The 18,965-nt window shown below is 71.0% G+C and carries 23 protein-coding genes and 1 tRNA gene; 7 read left to right on the top strand and 17 right to left on the bottom strand.

From position 1 onward, the window contains the following. Positions 1-24: 24 nt before the first annotated feature. Both B9S58_RS37095 and nth read right to left on the bottom strand, forming a co-directional pair. On the bottom strand, positions 25-786 hold the full coding sequence (locus B9S58_RS37095) for a CoA pyrophosphatase (protein ID WP_103536225.1): 762 nt from the start codon (positions 784-786) through the stop codon (positions 25-27). Positions 787-859: 73 nt separating this feature from the next. Then, a complete protein-coding gene (gene nth, locus B9S58_RS37100) occupies positions 860-1,831 on the bottom strand; it encodes an endonuclease III (RefSeq protein WP_258045259.1) in 972 nt (323 codons plus the stop codon). Between the two features lie 370 nt (positions 1,832-2,201). On the opposite strand from nth, the gene B9S58_RS37105 reads away from it, so the two are divergent. After that, positions 2,202-2,876, top strand: a complete 675-nt coding sequence (locus tag B9S58_RS37105; RefSeq protein ID WP_003967450.1) for a Crp/Fnr family transcriptional regulator — start codon at positions 2,202-2,204, stop codon at positions 2,874-2,876. A 273-nt stretch (positions 2,877-3,149) separates the two neighbouring features. Here the strand turns inward: B9S58_RS37105 and B9S58_RS37110 are convergent, their stop codons facing one another. The 4 genes from B9S58_RS37110 to B9S58_RS37125 form a co-directional block, all read right to left on the bottom strand. Next, positions 3,150-3,980 (bottom strand): MBL fold metallo-hydrolase, encoded by an 831-nt coding sequence (locus B9S58_RS37110; protein WP_103536227.1) that lies wholly within the window; start codon positions 3,978-3,980, stop codon positions 3,150-3,152. Next, positions 3,977-4,873, bottom strand: coding sequence for an NUDIX hydrolase (locus B9S58_RS37115; RefSeq protein ID WP_103536228.1), 897 nt, complete (start codon positions 4,871-4,873; stop codon positions 3,977-3,979). The genes B9S58_RS37110 and B9S58_RS37115 overlap by 4 nt, the downstream gene beginning before the upstream one ends. A 149-nt stretch (positions 4,874-5,022) precedes the next feature. Continuing rightward, positions 5,023-5,493, bottom strand: coding sequence for a RidA family protein (locus B9S58_RS37120; protein WP_007450324.1), 471 nt, complete (start codon positions 5,491-5,493; stop codon positions 5,023-5,025). Continuing rightward, a complete protein-coding gene (locus B9S58_RS37125; protein WP_003967454.1) occupies positions 5,493-5,651 on the bottom strand; it encodes a DUF4177 domain-containing protein in 159 nt (52 codons plus the stop codon). The genes B9S58_RS37120 and B9S58_RS37125 overlap by 1 nt, the downstream gene beginning before the upstream one ends. A gap of 72 nt (positions 5,652-5,723) precedes the next feature. Between B9S58_RS37125 and B9S58_RS37130 the strand changes: the two genes are divergently transcribed. Beyond that, on the top strand, positions 5,724-6,698 hold the full coding sequence (locus B9S58_RS37130) for an ArsA-related P-loop ATPase (RefSeq protein ID WP_103536229.1): 975 nt from the start codon (positions 5,724-5,726) through the stop codon (positions 6,696-6,698). Next, the gene (locus B9S58_RS37135) at positions 6,695-8,158 is read left to right on the top strand and encodes an ArsA family ATPase (RefSeq protein ID WP_103536230.1); all 1,464 of its coding nucleotides are present in this window, start codon (positions 6,695-6,697) and stop codon (positions 8,156-8,158) included. Before B9S58_RS37130 ends, B9S58_RS37135 begins: the two co-directional genes overlap by 4 nt. 44 nt (positions 8,159-8,202) lie before the next feature. Here B9S58_RS37135 and B9S58_RS37140 read toward each other — a convergent pair whose 3' ends face one another. Further along, a complete protein-coding gene (locus B9S58_RS37140) occupies positions 8,203-8,553 on the bottom strand; it encodes a WhiB family transcriptional regulator (protein ID WP_006126397.1) in 351 nt (116 codons plus the stop codon). A gap of 679 nt (positions 8,554-9,232) precedes the next feature. On the opposite strand from B9S58_RS37140, the gene B9S58_RS37150 reads away from it, so the two are divergent. Then, positions 9,233-11,476, top strand: coding sequence for a transglycosylase domain-containing protein (locus B9S58_RS37150; protein ID WP_103536231.1), 2,244 nt, complete (start codon positions 9,233-9,235; stop codon positions 11,474-11,476). A 100-nt stretch (positions 11,477-11,576) separates the two neighbouring features. Here the strand turns inward: B9S58_RS37150 and B9S58_RS37155 are convergent, their stop codons facing one another. Further along, the gene (locus B9S58_RS37155) at positions 11,577-12,041 is read right to left on the bottom strand and encodes a GatB/YqeY domain-containing protein (protein WP_103536232.1); all 465 of its coding nucleotides are present in this window, start codon (positions 12,039-12,041) and stop codon (positions 11,577-11,579) included. Positions 12,042-12,120: 79 nt separating this feature from the next. On the opposite strand from B9S58_RS37155, the gene B9S58_RS37160 reads away from it, so the two are divergent. The 3 genes from B9S58_RS37160 (at position 12,121) to B9S58_RS37170 (ending at position 14,112) form a co-directional block, all read left to right on the top strand. Further along, positions 12,121-13,059: a metallophosphoesterase gene (locus B9S58_RS37160; protein ID WP_103536233.1), complete on the top strand. Its 939-nt coding sequence runs from the start codon at positions 12,121-12,123 to the stop codon at positions 13,057-13,059. A 180-nt stretch (positions 13,060-13,239) separates the two neighbouring features. Further along, positions 13,240-14,010: a Pr6Pr family membrane protein gene (locus tag B9S58_RS37165; RefSeq protein ID WP_103536234.1), complete on the top strand. Its 771-nt coding sequence runs from the start codon at positions 13,240-13,242 to the stop codon at positions 14,008-14,010. Positions 14,011-14,038: 28 nt separating this feature from the next. Beyond that, a tRNA-Pro gene (locus tag B9S58_RS37170) sits at positions 14,039-14,112 on the top strand. Between the two features lie 78 nt (positions 14,113-14,190). Here the strand turns inward: B9S58_RS37170 and xerC are convergent. From xerC to B9S58_RS37215, 9 genes are all read right to left on the bottom strand, one after another. Beyond that, positions 14,191-15,378, bottom strand: a complete 1,188-nt coding sequence (xerC, locus tag B9S58_RS37175) for a tyrosine recombinase XerC (RefSeq protein ID WP_181009585.1) — start codon at positions 15,376-15,378, stop codon at positions 14,191-14,193. Next, positions 15,375-15,593 (bottom strand): helix-turn-helix domain-containing protein, encoded by a 219-nt coding sequence (locus B9S58_RS37180; RefSeq protein WP_258045260.1) that lies wholly within the window; start codon positions 15,591-15,593, stop codon positions 15,375-15,377. Before B9S58_RS37180 ends, xerC begins: the two co-directional genes overlap by 4 nt. Next, a complete protein-coding gene (repSA, locus tag B9S58_RS37185; RefSeq protein WP_103536235.1) occupies positions 15,593-16,990 on the bottom strand; it encodes a replication initiator protein RepSA in 1,398 nt (465 codons plus the stop codon). Before repSA ends, B9S58_RS37180 begins: the two co-directional genes overlap by 1 nt. A gap of 2 nt (positions 16,991-16,992) precedes the next feature. After that, positions 16,993-17,187 carry a hypothetical protein gene (locus B9S58_RS37190; protein ID WP_103536236.1) on the bottom strand — a complete coding sequence of 65 codons (195 nt, stop codon included), beginning with the start codon at positions 17,185-17,187 and terminating at the stop codon, positions 16,993-16,995. Between the two features lie 5 nt (positions 17,188-17,192). Continuing rightward, a complete protein-coding gene (locus B9S58_RS37195) occupies positions 17,193-17,378 on the bottom strand; it encodes a hypothetical protein (protein WP_086777300.1) in 186 nt (61 codons plus the stop codon). Between the two features lie 93 nt (positions 17,379-17,471). After that, positions 17,472-17,813, bottom strand: coding sequence for a SpdD protein (locus B9S58_RS37200; RefSeq protein WP_103535960.1), 342 nt, complete (start codon positions 17,811-17,813; stop codon positions 17,472-17,474). Positions 17,814-17,828: 15 nt separating this feature from the next. Further along, positions 17,829-18,017 (bottom strand): mobile element transfer protein, encoded by a 189-nt coding sequence (locus B9S58_RS37205; protein ID WP_030075804.1) that lies wholly within the window; start codon positions 18,015-18,017, stop codon positions 17,829-17,831. A 3-nt stretch (positions 18,018-18,020) separates the two neighbouring features. Further along, positions 18,021-18,206, bottom strand: a complete 186-nt coding sequence (locus B9S58_RS37210) for a hypothetical protein (protein ID WP_103536237.1) — start codon at positions 18,204-18,206, stop codon at positions 18,021-18,023. Positions 18,207-18,224: 18 nt separating this feature from the next. Then, entirely contained in the window at positions 18,225-18,914 is a 690-nt protein-coding gene (locus B9S58_RS37215; protein ID WP_103536238.1) for a DUF2637 domain-containing protein, read from the bottom strand. Positions 18,915-18,965 lie beyond the last annotated feature (51 nt).

Consider the following 18,965-nt stretch of genomic DNA (forward strand, 5'->3'; position numbering starts at 1 on the left):
CAGCGCAGCAGGAGAGCCAGCGTGTCATGCGCGCCAGTCGAGCGGCACCTGCCTGGCCCTGTCCCAGGGGCGTTCCCATCCCGCGTAGTGCACGATCCGGTCGATCACTCCGGCCGTGAAGCCCCAGACCAGGGCCGATTCGACCAGGAATGCCGGGCCGCTGTGGCCGCTCGGGTGGACGGCCGTGGCCCGGTTCGCGGGATCCGTGAGATCCGCCACGGGGACCGTGAAGACCCGGGCCGTCTCGGCCGGATCGACCGCCCCGACCGGGCTGGGCGCGCGCCACCAGCCGAGCACGGGCGTCACGACGAAGCTGCTGACCGGGATGTAGAGCCGGGGCAGCACACCGAAGACCTGTACGCCCCGGGGGTCGAGTCCGGTCTCCTCCTCGGCCTCGCGCAGCGCCGCCCGCAGGGGCCCTGTGGTGGCCTGGTCGCCGTCCTCGGGGTCCAGTGCGCCGCCGGGGAAGGACGGCTGCCCGGCGTGGGAACGCAGGGTCCCGGAGCGCTCCATGAGCAGCAGCTCGGGCCCGCGCTTCCCCTCGCCGAACAGGATCAGGACGGCGGACTGCCGGCCCGCCCCGCTCTCGGGCGGCAGGAAACGGCTGAGCTGCTGCGGTCGGACGCTGCGCGCGGCGCGGGCGACGGGGTCGAGCCATGCGGGCAGGCCGTCGGTGGTGACGGGGACGGCCGCGCCAGGAGCACGGCCGCCGCCACCGCTGGGTCCCGGCCCCTCGGCGGCGTCGTTCCCGGCGTGCGTCGTGCCGTGTGTGTGCGTGTGCGTCATGGGCACCCCCGTCGTTTCACAACGCCTGTCGTCGGCCATTTCGTTCCGAGCCGTTCCGTACCCAGGGGTGCCCTCACCCGGCCCCCAGCGCGGGCGCGGGGCTGCCCGGGTAGTCGGCGGGCGGGCTGAGCCGCTGGCCCGGATAGCCGCCCATCTCGTACTTCAGGAGCTTCCTGGCCTTCTCCGGGTCGGTCTCGCCCTCCCCGTACGAAGGGCAGAGCGGAGCAATGGGACAGGCCCCGCAGGCGGGCTTGCGGGCATGACAGATCCGGCGGCCGTGGAACACCACGCGGTGCGAGAGCATCGTCCACTCGCTCTTCGGGAAGATCTCGGCGACCACCGCCTCGACCTTCACCGGGTCCTCCTCCTCGGTCCACTTCCAGCGCCGCACCAGGCGGCCGAAGTGCGTGTCGACGGTGATGCCGGGGACTCCGAACGCGTTGCCCAGGACGACGTTGGCGGTCTTGCGGCCGACGCCCGGCAGCTTCACGAGGTCCTCCAGACGTCCCGGGACCTCGCCGCCGAACCGGTCCCGGAGGGCGGCCGAGAGCCCTATCAGCGACTTGGTCTTGGCCCGGAAGAACCCGGTCGGCCGGATGATCTCCTCCATCTCCTCCGGCACGGCCGCCGCCATGTCCTCGGGGGTGGGGTAGGTGGCGAAGAGCGCGGGGGTGGTCTGGTTGACCCTCAGGTCGGTGGTCTGGGCGGAGAGGACCGTGGCCACGAGGAGCTCGAAGGGGTTGCGGAAGTCCAGCTCGGGATGGGCGTACGGATAGACCTCGGCGAGCTCGCGGTTGATCCGGCGCGCCCGGCGGACCATCGCGAGACGCGACTCCGCCTTCGGCGCCCTGCGCGCGGTCACCACCTTGGCCGCGGCCGCCGTGCGCGCCGTGGCAGCCGTGGTCCCGGCCGCCTTGGCCGGGGCAGTCCTGGCCGGGGCTGCCTTACGCGCCGGGGCCGCCTTGGCCGGACTTCCGGGTTCGGCAGGTTCGGCGGGTTCGGCGGGTTCGGCGGGTTTCCCGGGCGTTGACGATGACGATGGCACTGCGGACCTCCTGGCCGACTTCCGAAGCGGCTTCCCCGGCTCTCCAGGGGAGCCGTGCGGCTCTCCGAGGGAGCCATTCGCGGCATTCTTCGGGCGCGGCCGGGGCTGTTCGCCCAGAGCGGAATCGTTGCCCTTCAGCACCCCGTCAGCCCCCTTGGCCTGCGCTCTCCCCGGCGTTCTGGACACCCGACCAGCCTAGAGCCAGGCACCGACAACCACCCCTGTCACGGCGTATCCGCCCCCGATCGGCCCCCTGCCGTAGGGTCCGGCACGCCCGTGCGTCAAACTGGTTTGTGATTGATCGCACTGTTTTGCCGTCCGGCATGATGGGGACCACGGTTCCCTGAACAGGCCGACAAGGAGAGAACTCGTGGACGACGTTCTGCGGCGCGCCCCGCTTTTCGCGGCGCTCGATGATGAGCAGGCCGCGGAGCTCCGCGCCTCGATGAGTGAGGTGACCCTCGCGCGCGGAGACGCGCTGTTCCACGAGGGCGACCAGGGTGACCGCCTGTACGTGGTCACCGAGGGCAAGGTGAAGCTCCACCGCACCTCGCCCGACGGGCGCGAGAACATGCTGGCCGTGCTCGGTCCCGGCGAGCTGATCGGGGAGCTGTCGCTCTTCGACCCGGGCCCCCGTACGGCGACCGCCTCCGCACTGACCGAGGTCAAGCTCCTCGGCCTCGGCCACGGCGACCTGCAGCCCTGGCTGAACGCCCGGCCCGAGGTGGCCACCGCCCTGCTGCGCGCGGTCGCCCGACGGCTGCGCAAGACCAACGACCAGATGTCCGATCTGGTCTTCTCCGACGTGCCGGGCCGTGTCGCCCGCGCCCTCCTGGACCTGTCGCGCCGCTTCGGCGTCCAGTCCGAGGAAGGCATCCACGTCGTGCACGACCTCACCCAGGAGGAGCTGGCCCAGCTGGTCGGCGCCTCCCGCGAGACGGTCAACAAGGCGCTCGCGGACTTCGCGGGCCGCGGCTGGCTGCGCCTTGAGGCCCGTGCGGTCATCCTGCTGGACGTGGAGCGGCTGGCGAAGCGTTCGCGCTGACCCCGCCCCCGTACGCGACTGATGTGACCCGACGCGAAGGGCCCCGCACCGACCGGAGTACGTCCGGTCGGTGCGGGGCCCTTCCGTTCACGCGGCGCCAAGGGCTGTCCCGTAGTCCCTGGCGGGCGCGCGACGACGGCTACGGCACCTCGCCGCCTTGTCGGAACGCCCGAATACATCCAGTATGCGGACGTCCCTCCGCCTTGCGATGCACCACGCGATGCACCGCATCTGACGCCGCACGCTGATCCACCAGGGACTACGGGACAGCCCTTAGATCAGCCCGTGCTCGGTCAGGTACTCCAGCTGCGCCCGCACCGACAGTTCGGCGGCCGGCCACAGGGAGCGGTCCACGTCGGCGTACACCTTCGCCACCACCTCCGACGGCGTGCGGTGCCCGGCCTCCACCGCCGTCTCCACCTGGGCGAGCCGGTGCGCTCGGTGGGTCAGGTAGAACTCCACCGCCCCCTGCGCGTCGTCCAGGACCGGCCCGTGGCCCGGCAGCACCGTGTGGACGCCGTCGTCGACCGTCAGCGACCGCAGCCGCCTGAGCGAATCCAGGTAGTCGCCGAGCCGCCCGTCCGGGTGCGCGACCACCGTCGTACCGCGGCCGAGGATCGTGTCGCCCGTCAGCACCGCCCGGTCGGCGGGCAGATGGAACGAGAGCGAGTCCGCGGTGTGCCCGGGCGTCGGCACCACGCGCAGCTCCAGGCCGCCGGTGGTGATCACGTCGCCCGCCGCGAGACCCTCGTCGCCCAGCCGCAGCGCCGCGTCCAGGGCCCGCACCTTCGTCCCCGTCAGCTCCGCGAACCGGCCCGCGCCCTCCGCGTGGTCGGGGTGCCCGTGGGTGAGCAGCGTGAGGCCCACGCGCCGCCCGGACCGCTCCACCGCCCCGATCACGGCCCGCAGGTGTACGTCGTCGAGCGGCCCGGGATCGATGACGACCGCGAGACCGGAGTCGGGCTCGGCCACGATCCAGGTGTTCGTCCCGTCGAGCGTCATCGCGGACGGGTTGGGCGCGAGGACGTTGACCGTACGGGCGGTCGCGGAGCCGGAGACCACGGTTCCGCGCGGCTGTCCGGGCAGGGCGGCTGCGTCGCTCACGCGGCACCCCCCGGCCCCGCCGCGGGCACGTGCTTGGTGAACTCGTCGTGCCCCGGCCAGCTCAGCACCAGCTCGCCGCCCTCCAGACGGGCCTGTGCGAGCACCGGGGCCAGGTCCTGCCCGTCCGCCGCCCCGAGCACCTCGGCGGCCGTCCTGTACGGCGTGAGGGCCCGCAGCGTGGTCACGGTGGGCGGCATCATCAGCAGCTCGCCCGCGTCGTAGCGGCGGGCCGCCTCGGCGGGGGCGATCCACACCGTGCGGTCGGCCTCGGTGGAGACGTCCCGGGTGCGCTGCCCCTCGGGGAGCGCGGCGACGAAGAACCAGGTGTCGTACCGGCGCGGTTCGAACTCCGGGGTGATCCAGCGCGCCCAGGCGCCCAGCAGGTCCGAGCGCAGCACGAGGCCACGCCGGTCCAGGAACTCCGCGAAGGACAGGTCCCGGGCGACCAGCGCCTCCCGGTCTGCCTCCCAGTCCTCCCCGGTCGTATCGCCGACGACAGTCCCGGCGGTCGGCCCGGCGAGGAGGACGCCCGACTCCTCGAACGTCTCGCGCACCGCCGCGCAGACGACGGCCTGCGCCTCGGTGACCGTCGCCACGCCGAGCCGGGCGGCCCAGTGCTCCAGCGGGGGCCCGGCCCACCCGATCAGCCGGTCGTCGTCGCGCGGATCGACTCCGCCACCCGGATAGGCGTACGCGCCCCCGGCGAAGGCCATGGAGGTCCGTCGGCGCAACATGTGCACGACAGGACCACCAGGCGCGCCGCCCTTCCCGCCCGGATCGCGCAGCAGCATCACGGTGGCGGCCCGCCGGGGTGCCGCGGCCGTCAGCTCACCGGCGGCGAGGGCCCTGATCCGGTCGGGCCATTCCGGGGGGTACCACTGACCTTGGGACATGGCCGGAGGCTATCCGGAACCGCGCCGATGTTCGAGAGGCTCCGTGGTCGTCGCGGTGACCCGGCCTGCCCCGTACAAACACACGATCCCGCCCGGTCGCGGGACCGGGCGGGATCGGAGAGTCGGAAAGAGAGAGCGGACAGAGGCACTCAGGCGTCGTCGAGCTCCACCTGGACCTCGACCTCGACCGGTGCGTCCAGCGGCAGCACGGCGACGCCCACGGCGCTGCGGGCGTGCACGCCCTTGTCGCCGAGGACCGCGCCCAGCAACTCGCTGGCGCCGTTGATCACGGCGGGCTGTCCGGTGAAGTCGGAGGCCGAGGCGACGAAGCCCACGACCTTCACGACGCGCTTGATCCGGTCCAGGTCGCCTGCGACCGACTTCACGGCGGCCAGGGCGTTGAGCGCGCAGGTCTTCGCGAGCTCCTTCGCCTCGTCCGGTGTGACCTCGGCGCCGACCTTGCCGGTGACGGCGAGCTTGCCGTCCACCATCGGCAGCTGGCCCGAGGTGTACACGTACACCCCGGACCGCACGGCCGGCTGGTACGAGGCCAGCGGCGGCACGACGGCGGGCAGGGTCAGGCCGAGCTCGGCGAGCCGCGCCTCGACGGCGCCCGCCACTACGCCTTCTCCCGCTTCAGGTAGGCCACGAGCTGCTCGGGGTTGTTCGGGCCGGGAACGACCTGGACCAGCTCCCAGCCGTCCTCGCCCCAGGTGTCCAGAATCTGCTTGGTCGCATGCACGAGAAGGGGCACAGTCGCGTATTCCCACTTGGTCATGGGCCCGACTGTAACGCCTGGCACGTACGGTCCCGTGCGTAGCCCGGGGCCGGACTGGTTAGGCTCGAATACGTGAGCAGGTTCCAGGTCGTCAGCGGCAAGGGCGGTACCGGTAAGACCACGGTCGCCGCCGCCCTCGCGCTCGCCCTCGCGACCGAGGGCAGGCGCACCCTCCTCGTCGAGGTCGAGGGCAGGCAGGGCATCGCCCAGCTCTTCGATTCCGACGCACTCCCCTACGAGGAGCGCAAGATCGCCGTCGCGCCGGGCGGCGGCGAGGTGTACGCACTGGCCATCGACGCCGAACGCGCGCTCCTCGACTACCTCCAGATGTTCTACAAGCTCGGCAGCGCCGGCCGGGCCCTGAAGAAGCTCGGCGCGATCGACTTCGCCACGACCATCGCGCCCGGTGTGCGGGACGTCCTGCTGACCGGCAAGGCGTGCGAAGCCGTACGCCGCAAGGACAAGCAGGGCCGGTTCGTCTACGACCACGTGATCATGGACGCCCCGCCGACCGGGCGGATCACCCGCTTCCTGAACGTCAACGACGAGGTCGCCGGGCTGGCCAGGATCGGCCCCATACACAACCAGGCCCAGGCCGTGATGCGGATCCTGAAGTCCCCGCAGACCGCGGTCCATCTGGTGACCCTCCTGGAGGAGATGCCGGTCCAGGAGACCGCGGACGGCATCGCCGAGCTGCGCGCCGCCGAACTGCCCGTGGGCAGCGTCTTCGTGAACATGGTCCGCCCGTACCTGCTGGACGAGGACGCCCTGCGCACCGCCGCGGGCGGCCGCCGCAAAGAGATCGCCAAGGCGCTGACCCGGGCCGGAGTGACCGGTTCCGCGGCCCTCGTACGCCCCCTGGTCGAGCAGGCGGCCCAGCACGCCGAGCGGGTCGGCCTGGAGCGGGAGCAGCGCGCGGTGCTGGCCGGGCTCGGCCTGCCGACGGCGGAGCTCCCGCTGATCGGCGACGGGGTGGACCTCGTCGCGCTGCACGACCTGGCCACGGAACTCCGCAAGCAGGGCGCGGGCGAAGAGGGGGACGCATGACGGCGGACACACCCGCTACGGATCCGGCGGCGGACGGCGGGCTGGACACGGACACGCTGCTGGACGACCCGGGCATCCGGATCATCGTGTGCTGCGGCTCCGGCGGGGTCGGCAAGACCACGACCGCCGCCGCCCTCGGCGTACGGGCGGCCGAGCGCGGCCGGAAGGTCGTCGTCCTCACCATCGACCCGGCCCGCCGGCTCGCCCAGTCCATGGGCATCGACCGGCTGGACAACGTGCCCAGGCGGGTCGACGGCATCGACGGCGAGGGCGAGCTGCACGCCATGATGCTCGATATGAAGCGGACCTTCGACGAGACCGTCGAGGCGCACGCGGACGCCGAACGGGCCCGGGCGATCCTGGAGAACCCCTTCTACCAGTCCCTGTCGGCCGGGTTCGCCGGTACGCAGGAGTACATGGCGATGGAGAAGCTCGGGCAGCTGCGGGCCCGCGACGCGTGGGACCTGATCATCGTCGACACCCCTCCCTCGCGCTCCGCGCTGGACTTCCTGGACGCGCCGAAGCGGCTCGGGTCGTTCCTCGACGGGAAGTTCATCCGGCTGCTGATGGCACCCGCGAAGGTGGGCGGCCGGGCCGGGATGAAGTTCCTCAATGTCGGTATGTCGATGATGAGCGGAACACTGGGCAAGCTGCTCGGGGGCCAGTTCCTGCGGGACGTCCAGACGTTCGTCGCCGCGATGGACACCATGTTCGGCGGCTTCCGCAGCCGCGCGGACGCCACGTACAAGCTGCTCCAGGCGCCCGGCACGGCCTTCCTCGTGGTCGCGACCCCGGAGCAGGACGCGCTGCGCGAGGCCGCCTACTTCGTGGAACGGCTGGCCGCCGAGGACATGCCGCTGGCCGGTCTGGTCCTCAACCGTGTGCACGGCAGCGAGGCTTCCCGGCTCTCCGCCGAGCAGGCGCTGACCGCCGCAGAAAATCTTGACGACGCCCGCATTGTGGATCAGAGGGCCGGGAAAGCTGGCCTTGGTGACCGGGAAGCCCCCGACCCGGCGGTCACCGCTTCCGGAACGACCGAGCCGCTCCTCTCCCCCGAGGACGGGCAGGCGTCCGGCCCCGAGCCCGCAGCCGAGCACCAGGACACGACGGAGAACGAACCGCCCCACGAGAACATCGCGAACACCGCGACCGCCCCTGAGGACGACACAGCCGACGCGATCGGCGCCGTCGACGCCATCGACGCCATCGACGTCATCGACGTCATCGACGTCATCAGCATCGAGGAACTGACGGCGGGTCTGCTGCGCCTGCACGCCGAACGCATGCAGGTCGTCGCCCGTGAGCACCGCACCCGCGACCGCTTCACCGCGCTCCACCCCGAGGTGCCGGTGACGGCCGTGGCGGCGCTGCCCGGCGACGTACACGACCTGGAGGGCCTCCGGGCCATCGGCGATCGCCTGGCGGGCGGTTCAGCCCCGGCTCCGGCCGGAGCGGCGTAGACACCCTCCCGAGCGGCGGGGCCCGGACCTCGTGGTGCCCGCGCCTACCCCACGGCGGCGTACGTCTCGTGCAGTTCCTCGTCCTCCAGCCCGATGACTCCGGGCAGAATGCCGGTGGACCGCTCGTATTCGCTGCGCGCGGTCTCCAGCAGTCGGCGCCAGGACGTGACGGTCGGCCGGCGGCGCAGCAGTGCGCGGCGCTCCCGCTCCGTCATTCCGCCCCACACGCCGAACTCGACGCGATTGTCCAGCGCATCGGCCAGACACTCGGTCCGCACCGGACATCCGGTGCACACCGCCTTGGCTCTGTTCTGCGCTGCCCCTTGTACGAACAGTTCATCCGGATCGGTAGTGCGGCAGGCTGCCTGCGCACTCCAGTCGGTTACCCAGCCCATGCCGGCGCCGTCCTCTCCCGAATCGAGGCTCCCCCACGGCGGTAGCGGCATATTCACCGCTGCCAGTTGAGGACGTTACGGAAGGTGGGGACAGCACAACACCCCCTTCGGGCCCAATCTTGAATGGTCCGAACGGACTATGCGTATGCGGCAGATCACCCAGGGGAGTGAGCTGAGGACATGCGCGACTATCTCCGCGAAAAGGGGACAGCCCACTCAAGTCGCAAGGGACTTCTTGCGACATACGGGGCGATTTCGGGAGCGCCTCGATGGGTGCGTGAAGGGCAATGCGATGGCGCGCAGGCCAGGCGAAGAATGACCAGAAGACGCGCATGGGGCGGCAGGGGGCTTGATACGGAACCGGACTGCTGTGACAGTTGAGAGCAGCTTAGGCCAAGGCCTGTCCGTCTGTCCGGCGAATGGGAACGTGGCTGCTTCGCGCCCGCGCGCCCACGCCGCGACGTCTCTGACACACTCTCGCCGGCCCGCCGGGAGCCGCGGAGGCCCGGAAGTCACAGGAGGCCGGGAGGCGCCGGGAGGCCGCAGACGGTCCGTCCCGGGAGGCGGCGGACCCACTCGGATATCGCGGACCCACTCAGATGTCACGGTCCGGTAAGCGAACGCTCCGAGAGACCCCGCTCCTGCGACACGTTCATCACTACGGATTAGGCTGCCCCCTATGCCAAAGAAGCGCTCGGGCGGGGGTCTCACCACGACCCAGCAGGCCGCCAAGTTCCTCGGTGTCGCCGCGCTCTCCGGAGCTGTCCTGGCAGGCATCGCGCTGCCCGCAGCCGGAGCGCTGGGGCTCGCCGCCAAGGGGACGGTCGAAGGATTCGACGAGATCCCCTCCAACCTCAAGACTCCACCGCTCAGTCAGCGGACCACGATCCAGGACCGCGACGGCGGCACCATCGCCACCGTGTACTCCCGCGACCGCACGGTCGTCCGGCTCCAGGAAATCTCGCCGTACATGCAGGACGCGATCATCGCGATCGAGGACTCCCGCTTCTACGAGCACGGTGCGGTCGACCTCAAGGGCATCCTCCGCGCGATGAACCGCAACGTGCAGGCGGGCGGGGCCGCGCAGGGCGCGTCGACCCTCACCCAGCAGTACGTGAAGAACGTCTTCGTCGAGGAGGCGGGCGACGACCCGGAGAAGGTCGCCCAGGCCACGCAGCAGACGCTCGGCCGCAAGATCCGCGAGCTGAAGTACGCGATCCAGGTCGAGGAGGAGCTCGGCAAGAAGAAGATCCTGGAGAACTACCTCAACATCACGTTCTTCGGACAGCAGGCGTACGGAATCGAGGCCGCGTCCCAGCGCTACTTCTCCAAGCACGCCAAGGACCTCAAGCTGGAGGAGGCCGCGCTGCTCGCCGGCCTCGTGCAGTCGCCGAGCCGCTACGACCCGGTCAACGACGCGGAGGAAGCGACCAAGCGCCGCAACGTCGTCCTGGCGCGGATGGCCGCGGTCAAGAGCATCTCGCAGGCCGAGGCCGACAAGGCCATGGAGAAGCCCGTCAAGCTGAAGGTCTCCCGGCCGAAGAACGGCTGTATCACCGCCGTCAGCGGCTCCGGCTTCTTCTGCGACTACGTCCGCAAGACGCTCCTCACCGACCCCGCCTTCGGCAAGACCGACGAGGAGCGGGCCAAGCTCTGGAACCTCGGCGGTCTGACCATCCGGACGACGCTGGACCCGCGCGCCCAGAAGGCTGCGAACGAGGCCGCCACCGCGAAGGTCAACAAGGACGACAAGTTCGCGGCGTCCGTGGTGCAGGTCCGGCCGGGCAGCGGCGAGATCCTCTCCATGGGCCAGTCCCGCCCGTACGGCCTGGACCAGAAGCAGAACGAGACCGTGCTCAACCTCGCCGTCAGCAACAAGATGGGCGGTAGCACGTACGGCTTCCAGGTCGGCTCCACGTTCAAGCCGTTCACCGCGGCGGCGGCGCTGGAGAAGGGCATCAGCCCGGCCACGACGTTCACGACGGACTGGAAGCTGACGGTGCCGGAGAGCTCCTTCCGGACCTGCGACGGAGCGCCCGCCGGAAACCGGCCCTGGAATCTGGTGAACGAGCTGGAGTCCGAGAAGGGCACCTGGGACATGACGAGCGCGCTCGGCAAGTCCATCAACACCTACTTCGCGCTGCTGGAGCAGAAGGCCGGGCTCTGCGAGACGCTGACCATGGCGAAGAAAGTGGGCTACGAGCGCGGTGACGGCAAGGAGATCCTGGAGCGGCCCGCGGCCACCCTGGGAAGCGTCGACAGCACCCCGCTCTCGATGGCGTCCGCGTACGCGACCTTCGCCAACCGGGGCACGTACTGCACGCCGATCGCCATCAAGTCCATCAAGGACCCGCAGGGCAAGAAGATCCCCGTGCCGAAGACGTCCTGCTCGCGGGCGATGAGCGAGAAGACCGCGGACACGATCAACCAGATGCTCAAGGGCGTCGTGGAGGACGGCACCGGTACGCAGGCCGGACTCAACGACCGGGACAACGCGGGCAAGACCGGTACGACCAACGACCGCAAGGACGCCTGGTTCGTCGGGTACACGCCGAACCTCTCCACCGCGGTGTGGGTCGGCGACGACGTCGGCGAGAAGAGCTCGATGTTCGGCGTCACCATCGGCGGCCAGTACTACCCCAAGGTCTGCGGCGGCTGCCTGCCCGGTCCGATCTGGCGCATCGCGATGACCGGAGCGCTGGACGCGTCCGAGACACCCGGGTTCAACCCGATCTCCGTCCCCCGGGGCAAGGAGAAGGAGGACAAGGAGAAGGAGAAGGGCGACCGGGACCGCGACCGGGACCGGGACGACGATGACCGTGAGGACGGCAAGCCCGGCAACGGCAACGGCCGGACCCCCGGCATCGGGCTCCCGGACGGCGTGATCGGCGGTGGCGGCGGGCGAGGCCAGAACGGCCCCTGACCCGTACTCCTACCCGTACCCGTACAGATAGCGGAAAAGAGTGGGCGCCCCGGTCCTCGACCGGGGCGCCCACCCCTCTCTTCGCTCTTCTCCGCGTACCTCAGCCGGCGAGGAGCTTCTTCACCGCGGCGGCGACCCGGCCGCCCTCGGCGAGCCCGGCGACCTTCGGGTTGACGATCTTCATGACGGCGCCCATCGCGCGCGGCCCCTCGGCCCCGGCCGCCTTCGCCTCCTCGACGGCCGACGACACGATCGCGTTCAGCTCGTCGTCGGAGAGCTGCTTGGGCAGATAACCGTCGAGCAGTTCGCCCTCCGCCTTCTCCCGCTCCGCCTGCTCGGTCCGGCCGCCCTGGGCGAAGGCCTCGGCCGCCTCACGGCGCTTCTTCGCCTCCTTGGCGATCACCTTCTGCACCTCGTCGTCGGAGAGCTCGCGCGCCGACTTGCCGCTGACCTCTTCCTTGGTGATCGCGGTGAGGGTGAGCCGAAGGGTGGACGAGGTCAGCTCGTCACGCGCCTTCATGGCCGTGTGGAGGTCTTCCTTGAGCTTGGACTTGAGCGTGGTCATGCCGCGATTGTGACAGGTGCGGGGCGCGGGCCGCCCACCGGTTTTCCGCTCACGGTGCCGCTTCTGCGACGATGGGCGCATGCGCGCACGCTACGGAGTACCCCTGAAAGTCACGGCAGTCGGCGCGGCGGTTGGCGCCGCCGGACTCGCCTACGCCGCCGGATTCGAGGCCCGCTCGTTCCGCCTGCGACGGGTCACCGTTCCCGTACTCCCGCACGGGGCACGCCCGTTGCGCGTGCTCCAGGTCTCCGACATCCACATGGTGAGCGGTCAGCGCAAGAAGCGCGCCTGGCTCCAGTCACTCGCCGGGCTGCGCCCCGACTTCGTCGTGAACACCGGAGACAACCTCTCGGACCCGGAGGCCGTGCCCGAGGTGCTCGACGCGCTCGGCCCGCTGATGGAGTTCCCGGGGGTGTACGTCTTCGGCTCCAACGACTACTACGGCCCCAAGCTGCGCAACCCGGCCCGCTATCTCCTGGAGAAGGCCCGGGGCAAGCACGGCCTCAACGGCAACGCCCCCGCGGTCGGCGTCGCCCACAACCCGTGGGAGCCGATGCGCGACGCCTTCGACGAGGCGGGCTGGCTGAACCTGTCGAACACGCGGGGCCGGCTCAAGCTCGACGGCCTGGAGCTGGCGTTCACCGGCCTGGACGACCCGCACATCAAGCGCGACCGCTACGCCGAGGTCCAGGGCGGCCCTACGAGCGGCGCCGACCTCTCCATCGGCGTGGTCCACGCCCCGTACCTGCGCTCCCTGGACGCCTTCACGGCCGACGGCTACCCCCTGATCCTGGCGGGCCACACGCACGGCGGCCAGCTGTGCATCCCGTTCTACGGGGCGCTGGTCACCAACTGCGACCTGGACACCGACCGGGTCAAGGGCCTGTCCAGCCACACGGTCGGCGACCGGCGCGCCTACCTCCACGTATCCGCGGGCTGCGGCACCAACCGCTACACCCCGGTCCGCTTCGCCTGCCCCCCCGAGGTCACCCTGCTGACACTGACCCCGAAGGCCTGAGCAGGGGCTGGCACCGGCCCCGAAGGCCTGAGCGGGGGCTGGCACCGGCCCCGAAGGCCTGAGCGGGGGCTGACACCGACCCCGAAGGCCTGAGCGAGGAGGGGCGCCTTCACTCGCGGCGGCCGCAACACGGCAGATGACGAATCGCGGGGGCCCTCCCACCCGCTTACGGTACGAATCATGACCGCGCCCCGGCCCGCTCTGCTTCCCCGCCCCCGGGCGGCAGAGGTGCTCCCGAACCCCGCCGGGCCCCGCCGCCCCCGGGTCACGGCGCTGCGTGTCCTTGCGGGCGGGGCAGCGGCCGCGGGCCCGGTCATCGCCCTGGCGACCGGGTACAGGCCACCGACGCTGATCCACTTCACGGTCCTGGCGAACCTCCTGGTCGCGGCGGCTTTCGGGTGGTCGGCCGTACGTTCCTGGCGGGGCGGTCCGCCGCTGTCGCCGCGGCTGTCGGGCGGGGTACTCCTGCTCGCCGCGATCACCGGCCTGATGTACCACCTGGTGCTGGTGAACTACGGCGGCTCCCCGCTGAGCGCCACCCGGAGCAGCCCGGCCCCGGAGACCGGCTGGTCCATCGCCGCGAGCCTCCTGCTCCACACGGTGACCCCTCTGGCCGTCGCCGCGGACTGGCTCCTGCTCACCGCGCCCCGGACCCTGCGCCTGTCCCACATCCCGCTGTGGCTGTCGGCCCCCGCGGCCTACCTGGGCCTCGCCCTGATCCGCGGAGCCCTGCTCTCCCCCGGCGCCCCGGCCCGCTACCCGTACCCGTTCCTCGACGTCGACACGTACGGCTACGCCGGCGCCCTCACCCAGTCCCTCGCCCTCGGTCTCCTGTTCGCCGCCCTGGGCGTCCTGATCACCGCCGTGGACCACCTCCGGCCGAACGTGGCGGGGTGGTTCCAGCACCGGAGAAACCGGATTTCGCCTCCGGCCGCCGGTGGGCTAAAGTAATCGATGTCGCCGGGAGTCCGGTGGACATCGGGGTGTAGCGCAGCTTGGCAGCGCGCTTCGTTCGGGACGAAGAGGTCGTGGGTTCAAATCCCGCCACCCCGACAGCTAATTAGCAGGTCAGAGGGCCCAGTGTGTAAGTTGCACTGGGCCCTCTGACCTTGTGCGTGTCTATCTGCGTGACTACCGCTCCGGAGGCACCGGAGTGCCGAAGATGCCGTCCATGGCCGTCGCGCCGGTCTGGATCACCGGGCGGATCTGCTTCCGGTAGACCTCCTCCGTGACGGCCGTGCTGGAGTGGCCGACCAGCCGGGAGATCTCCTCGAGCGGGATGCCCCGGTCCGACAAGATCGAGACGAACGACGTCCGGGTCTCCCGGGTGGTCCACTCGTGCGGCGTGAGGTCGACGCCAGGGATCTGCGCGGCCCCGGCAAGGACCTTCCGAAACTCTCGCCGAACGTTCGCCGCATCCAGTTCAGTGCCGACCGCCGACGTGAAGACAAGCCCGCATTCCTGCCACTGATCACCGGCCGCGACACGCTGCCAGCCCTGACGCTCACGCTGGATCTTGAGTGCGTCGACGGCCCGACCCGGCAGGGCGAGCGTACGGCGGGACTTCCTGGTCTTGGTGTCGCCGGAGCTGCGGACCGAGCGCCACACGGCGATGTGCGGCGGGATCTCCGGCACGGCGGTCGGATTTCCGTCGAGGTCCACATGATCCCAGCGCAGCGGACGCATCTCCTCGGTACGGCCACCGGTGAGAAGCGAGACCACGATGTACGCGTAGAGCGGCGAGTCCTCGGCGGCCACAAGCACGGCGTCGGCCTGGTTGAGCGTGAGCGACTTGGACGGCCGGCCGGGGCGACCGGCAGGGACCGAGCACAGCTCTACGACGTTGCGCTTCACCTTGTCTCGGGCCATGGCCCGCTTAACCGCACGGTTGAGACACGAGCGGATGGCTTCCAGGGATCGCGTGCTGAGCACCTTGGACTTGTCCGCAAGCCACCTGTCGACGTCATCAGCGCTGAGGTCCCGGAGCTTCCGGGCGCCCAGGGAGGGGATCACATGGGTGTTGCAGAGGATCGTGTTCGTCTCGACGGTCGACTTGTCGCGGCCCGAGAGCCCGTACGCGAGCCAATCCGTAACCGCGTCCCTGACCGTGTAGCCCGTGGGCGCAATGGCTAGGCCATCCTCGAAGTCCCGCAGTACCTCTTTCAGCTTGGCCTTGGCCGCCGTCTTGGTCTTGCCGCTCGCCCGCTTCACGATCCGCTTGCCGCTGGGGTCATAGCCGAGGCTGGCCGTGGCAATCCAACGTTGCCGCTTCTCATCCCAGTGCAGACCACCATCGCCACGACTGCGCCGCTTGGTCACTGCTCAGCCCCGGCTTCCCGCTCCAGGAGCGCAACGTAGTCGGTGATGGCGGAGGCCGGAACGAGGCGGGTCCGCCCTTCCTTGACGGTCCGGAGACGACCAGCACGGATCAAGTCGTAGATGACGCTCCGGCTCAGCCCCAGCACCCTCACAGCGTCGGGAACGCGGTACAGGGCCGGAGGGATCGCCGGTCCCTCAATGTCGAGTACGGTCACTATTCCTCCTCAGCGCTCAGCAGTTCGGCGCGGTGTTCGCGGGTGGTTTCGCGGTTGTGTTGGATGTCGCGGTGGATGTTGGCGGCGAGCCAGGATTCGCCGGGGGTGTGGCCGTTCCCTGCGTAGGCCCAGTGCGCGAGCGTGAGCGTGGTGGCCTCCGGGTGATCGTCCGGATCGGGGAGGCCGAGGGCGGCGCGTTGTTCAGCGGCGCGGTAGTCGGCGCGGACCTGTCGAAGGGCGCCGAGGGTGGTGGAGTAGGCGCGGGACTTGGTGGAGAAGTGGCCGCGGAAGCCGAGCATGTGGGCCCAGTCGCGGAGCTTGCGGTCCGGATAGGCGTGGTGCAGGTCCAAGCACGCCTCGATCAGCCGCCGAGGGTGCTCAGGCACGTCCAGGAGAACCAAGGCTTCCTTGTTGCCAACGCGGTGGTCGACGGTCCCGGTGGTCTCGGCCGCCTTGGTGGCGTACTTGGCGACGTAGGAGGCGACGGCCTGTTCGGTGAGGTCTTCGCCGTTGCCGAACGCGCCGATGGGCTGCACGTCGAGCTGCGTGCCCCACCGCAGCGTCCAGCCGTCCGTGATCCCGGCTTCCGGAACGGCCGGCACGAGGACCTCAACCCGGGCGGCGGCGGCGCGGATCGCGTCGTCCAGGAGGCCGAGGGTGGCCCAGGCCGGGGGCGGGGTGTCCGGGCCGTCGGGTCCGTCGAAGCGGATCACCGCGTGGAAGTGCACGGCCCCGCGCTTCTGGTACTCCGCGACCTTCCCGAAGGACACCTTGGACTGTTCGCGGGCGGCTTTCTGGGTGAGCCCAGCTCGCTTGGCGATCTCGCGGCGGAGGTAGATCGTGAAGTAGCGCCAGAGGTCGGAGGCGTGGTTGTTCCACAGCACCGCCCCCGCGTAGTCGTAGGTGTCCGGGTCGAGCGGCGTACCCAGCTCCGGCGCATCCTCAGAGTGACGAACACCGCAGCGGCAGGACCGGGTGCCGGGCCGGTTGTGAACGGGGCCGAACGACGGGGCCGTCAGGGTGGCGAAGACGCGGGGGTGGTCGCGGATGGTGGTGGGGGTGCCTTTGTCGGGGTCGCCGGTGAGTCCGGCGCGGATGAGGTGGTAGGTGTCGCCTGCGTAGGTCCAGGCGCAGGCGGGGCAGCGGGAGGCGCGGCGGTTGCCGCAGGCGATCCGTAACCGGCCCCCGGGCTCGGTGTCCGTGGAGTAGTGGTGGAGCAGGGTGCCGGTGGCCCGGTCGATGGTTTTGGTGGCGCCGGTGAGGTGGATGGGCTGGGAGCAGCCTCCGGTGCGGCGGAGTTGTTCGGTGAGGCGGTCGAAGCCGGGAGACCCGACCACCCGGAGCAGATCGCCCAGGGTGGCCGGGTCCAGGCCCGCCGCGGTGGCAGCGGTGTTCATGGTCAGCGTCCCGTCCGGCCGTGCGCGGAACCGTGGTTCGCGGTGTAGCCCTCGACCAGGGCACGGACCTGGTTGTCGCCCGTGGCGGTGGCCTTGGCTCCGCAGTGGCACACGGCCGACCCGGTCGCGGGGGTGTTGGGGGAGGGCTTGCTGACGTGGAGGCCGGGGCGGTCCGGGGTGGGGGTCAGGTCGGCCATGGCGCTCAGGCCCCGATCCGGGTGTGGGTCCGGGCGGGGGTGGTTGTGTGGCCGGTGCCGCGGCAGGCGGGGCAGTGGGCGGTGATGGTCTGGCGCTGCCCGTCAAGGGTGGTCTGGCCGGTGGTGATGGTGACGGTGGGGAAGCCGTCGCAGTGGCCGCAGATCGGCCGGGGCGGGGTGTGCTGGGGCATGATGGGATCTCCCTTTCGGGTCCGTTGGATCGGGAAGTGGGATGGGCGCCCGGGGCGGCGGAAACTTGGCGGTTGAGGCCGCCCCGGGGGCTGTCAGCGGTTGTTCGGGCGGTTGAGCAGCGAGCGCAGGACCACGGCGCAGATCGCGACGGACGCGGCGGTGATCGCGGTCGCGAGGAGCATGGAGACGAGGACCGTGCCGATGATCAGGACCATGGCGGTCCCGCCCGCGGCGGCGACGAAGAGCGATCCCGGGGTGAGCTGAACGGCCGGCCGGGAGACCGGAGCAGCCGGGATGGGCGCCGGAGCCGGGGTGACGCTGGGGTTGTGGTGGCAGGTGCAGGCCGGGGTGTGGGTGATGCCGGTGAGCGGCTGGACGAGGGACGTGCCCGGGGTGGGTGCGGTGTCCGGGGGCGGGATCTTCGGGGTGAACACGAGTAGGGCCTCCTGTTAGGGGTTGCAGCGGTGGGTGCGGGCGGCGAGTTCGGCGGCGGAGCGGTTGAGGTAGTCGGCGGAGAAGTTGCATCCGGGGGCGGTGCAGGCGGCGGTGTGCTTGGTCCGGCCGCGGCCGTCGTGGTGGGTGCCGACCTGGACGGGGCCGACGCGGAGCACGTTGGTGAAGCGGTTCGGGCGGGCCATGGATCAGTCCTCCTGTCGGAGGCTGTTGCCGGGGAACTCGGCGCGGATGCGGGTGGCTTCGGCCGGGTCGGTGGTGCGGTCCGCGGCCTCTTCCGCGAGGAGCCGGGCCAGGGTGGGGCGGCCGGAGTCGGCCATCTCCCTGGCGGCGTCGAGGTAGTCGGCGGGGCGGTTGAAGTTGAACGGGCCCATGCTGTTGTCCCTCTCTGATCAGGCGAGTTGGGCGGTGATGGCGTCCGCGAGGGGTGCGGGGACGCCGAGGCGGGCGCGAAGGGTGGCGGGGTCGATCCGGTTGCCGGTGGTGGCGTGGTGGGTGTCGGCGAGCTTCCGGGCGTGGTCGAGGAGGGCCGGAGGAACCGACACAGCCGGTGCCGTGACCGGGACGGGCGCCGGTGCCGGGGCCGCCTCAGGGGCAGGTCCGGGTGAGAGCTCGGGGGTCGGGTCGGGAGCCCGTTCCACCGTTACGTCCGGGACCGGTTCAGCGGCCGGAGCGACCGGCGATGCAGCCACCACGGGGGCGGCTTCAGTCTCAGTCGGCGCAGCCTGGGGGCTGTGGACGAGGAGAGTGCCGCCGAGGAAGGCGAGGGCGGGCCATCCGGCGACGAGGATGCGCAACCAGGCCGGGACGTCACCGAGGTCGAGGAGTCCGGCGGTGGCGACGTTCGCGCCCAGCGACGCCGCGAGGGCGATGACGAACCAGGCCCAGGCCGCACGGTTGTCCGCGGTGGTGCGCATGCGCCGCCAGGCCGCGACCAAGAGCAGGTCCACGCTGACGGGGTAGGCCCAGGCTTTCCAGCCATCCTGCCCAGCCGCTTCGGCCAGGTCGTGCAGGTGGGCGAAGGACAGAGCACCGGCGATCACGGCCTGGATGAGTACGGCGTCAATACGGATGCGGGACACGGGTTCACCTCCTTTCGAGGGGGCGGGGCCGGGGCCGGGCGGGACACGGGG

The sequence above is a fragment of the Streptomyces sp. SM11 genome, assembly GCF_002910905.1.
Taxonomy (GTDB): domain Bacteria; phylum Actinomycetota; class Actinomycetes; order Streptomycetales; family Streptomycetaceae; genus Streptomyces.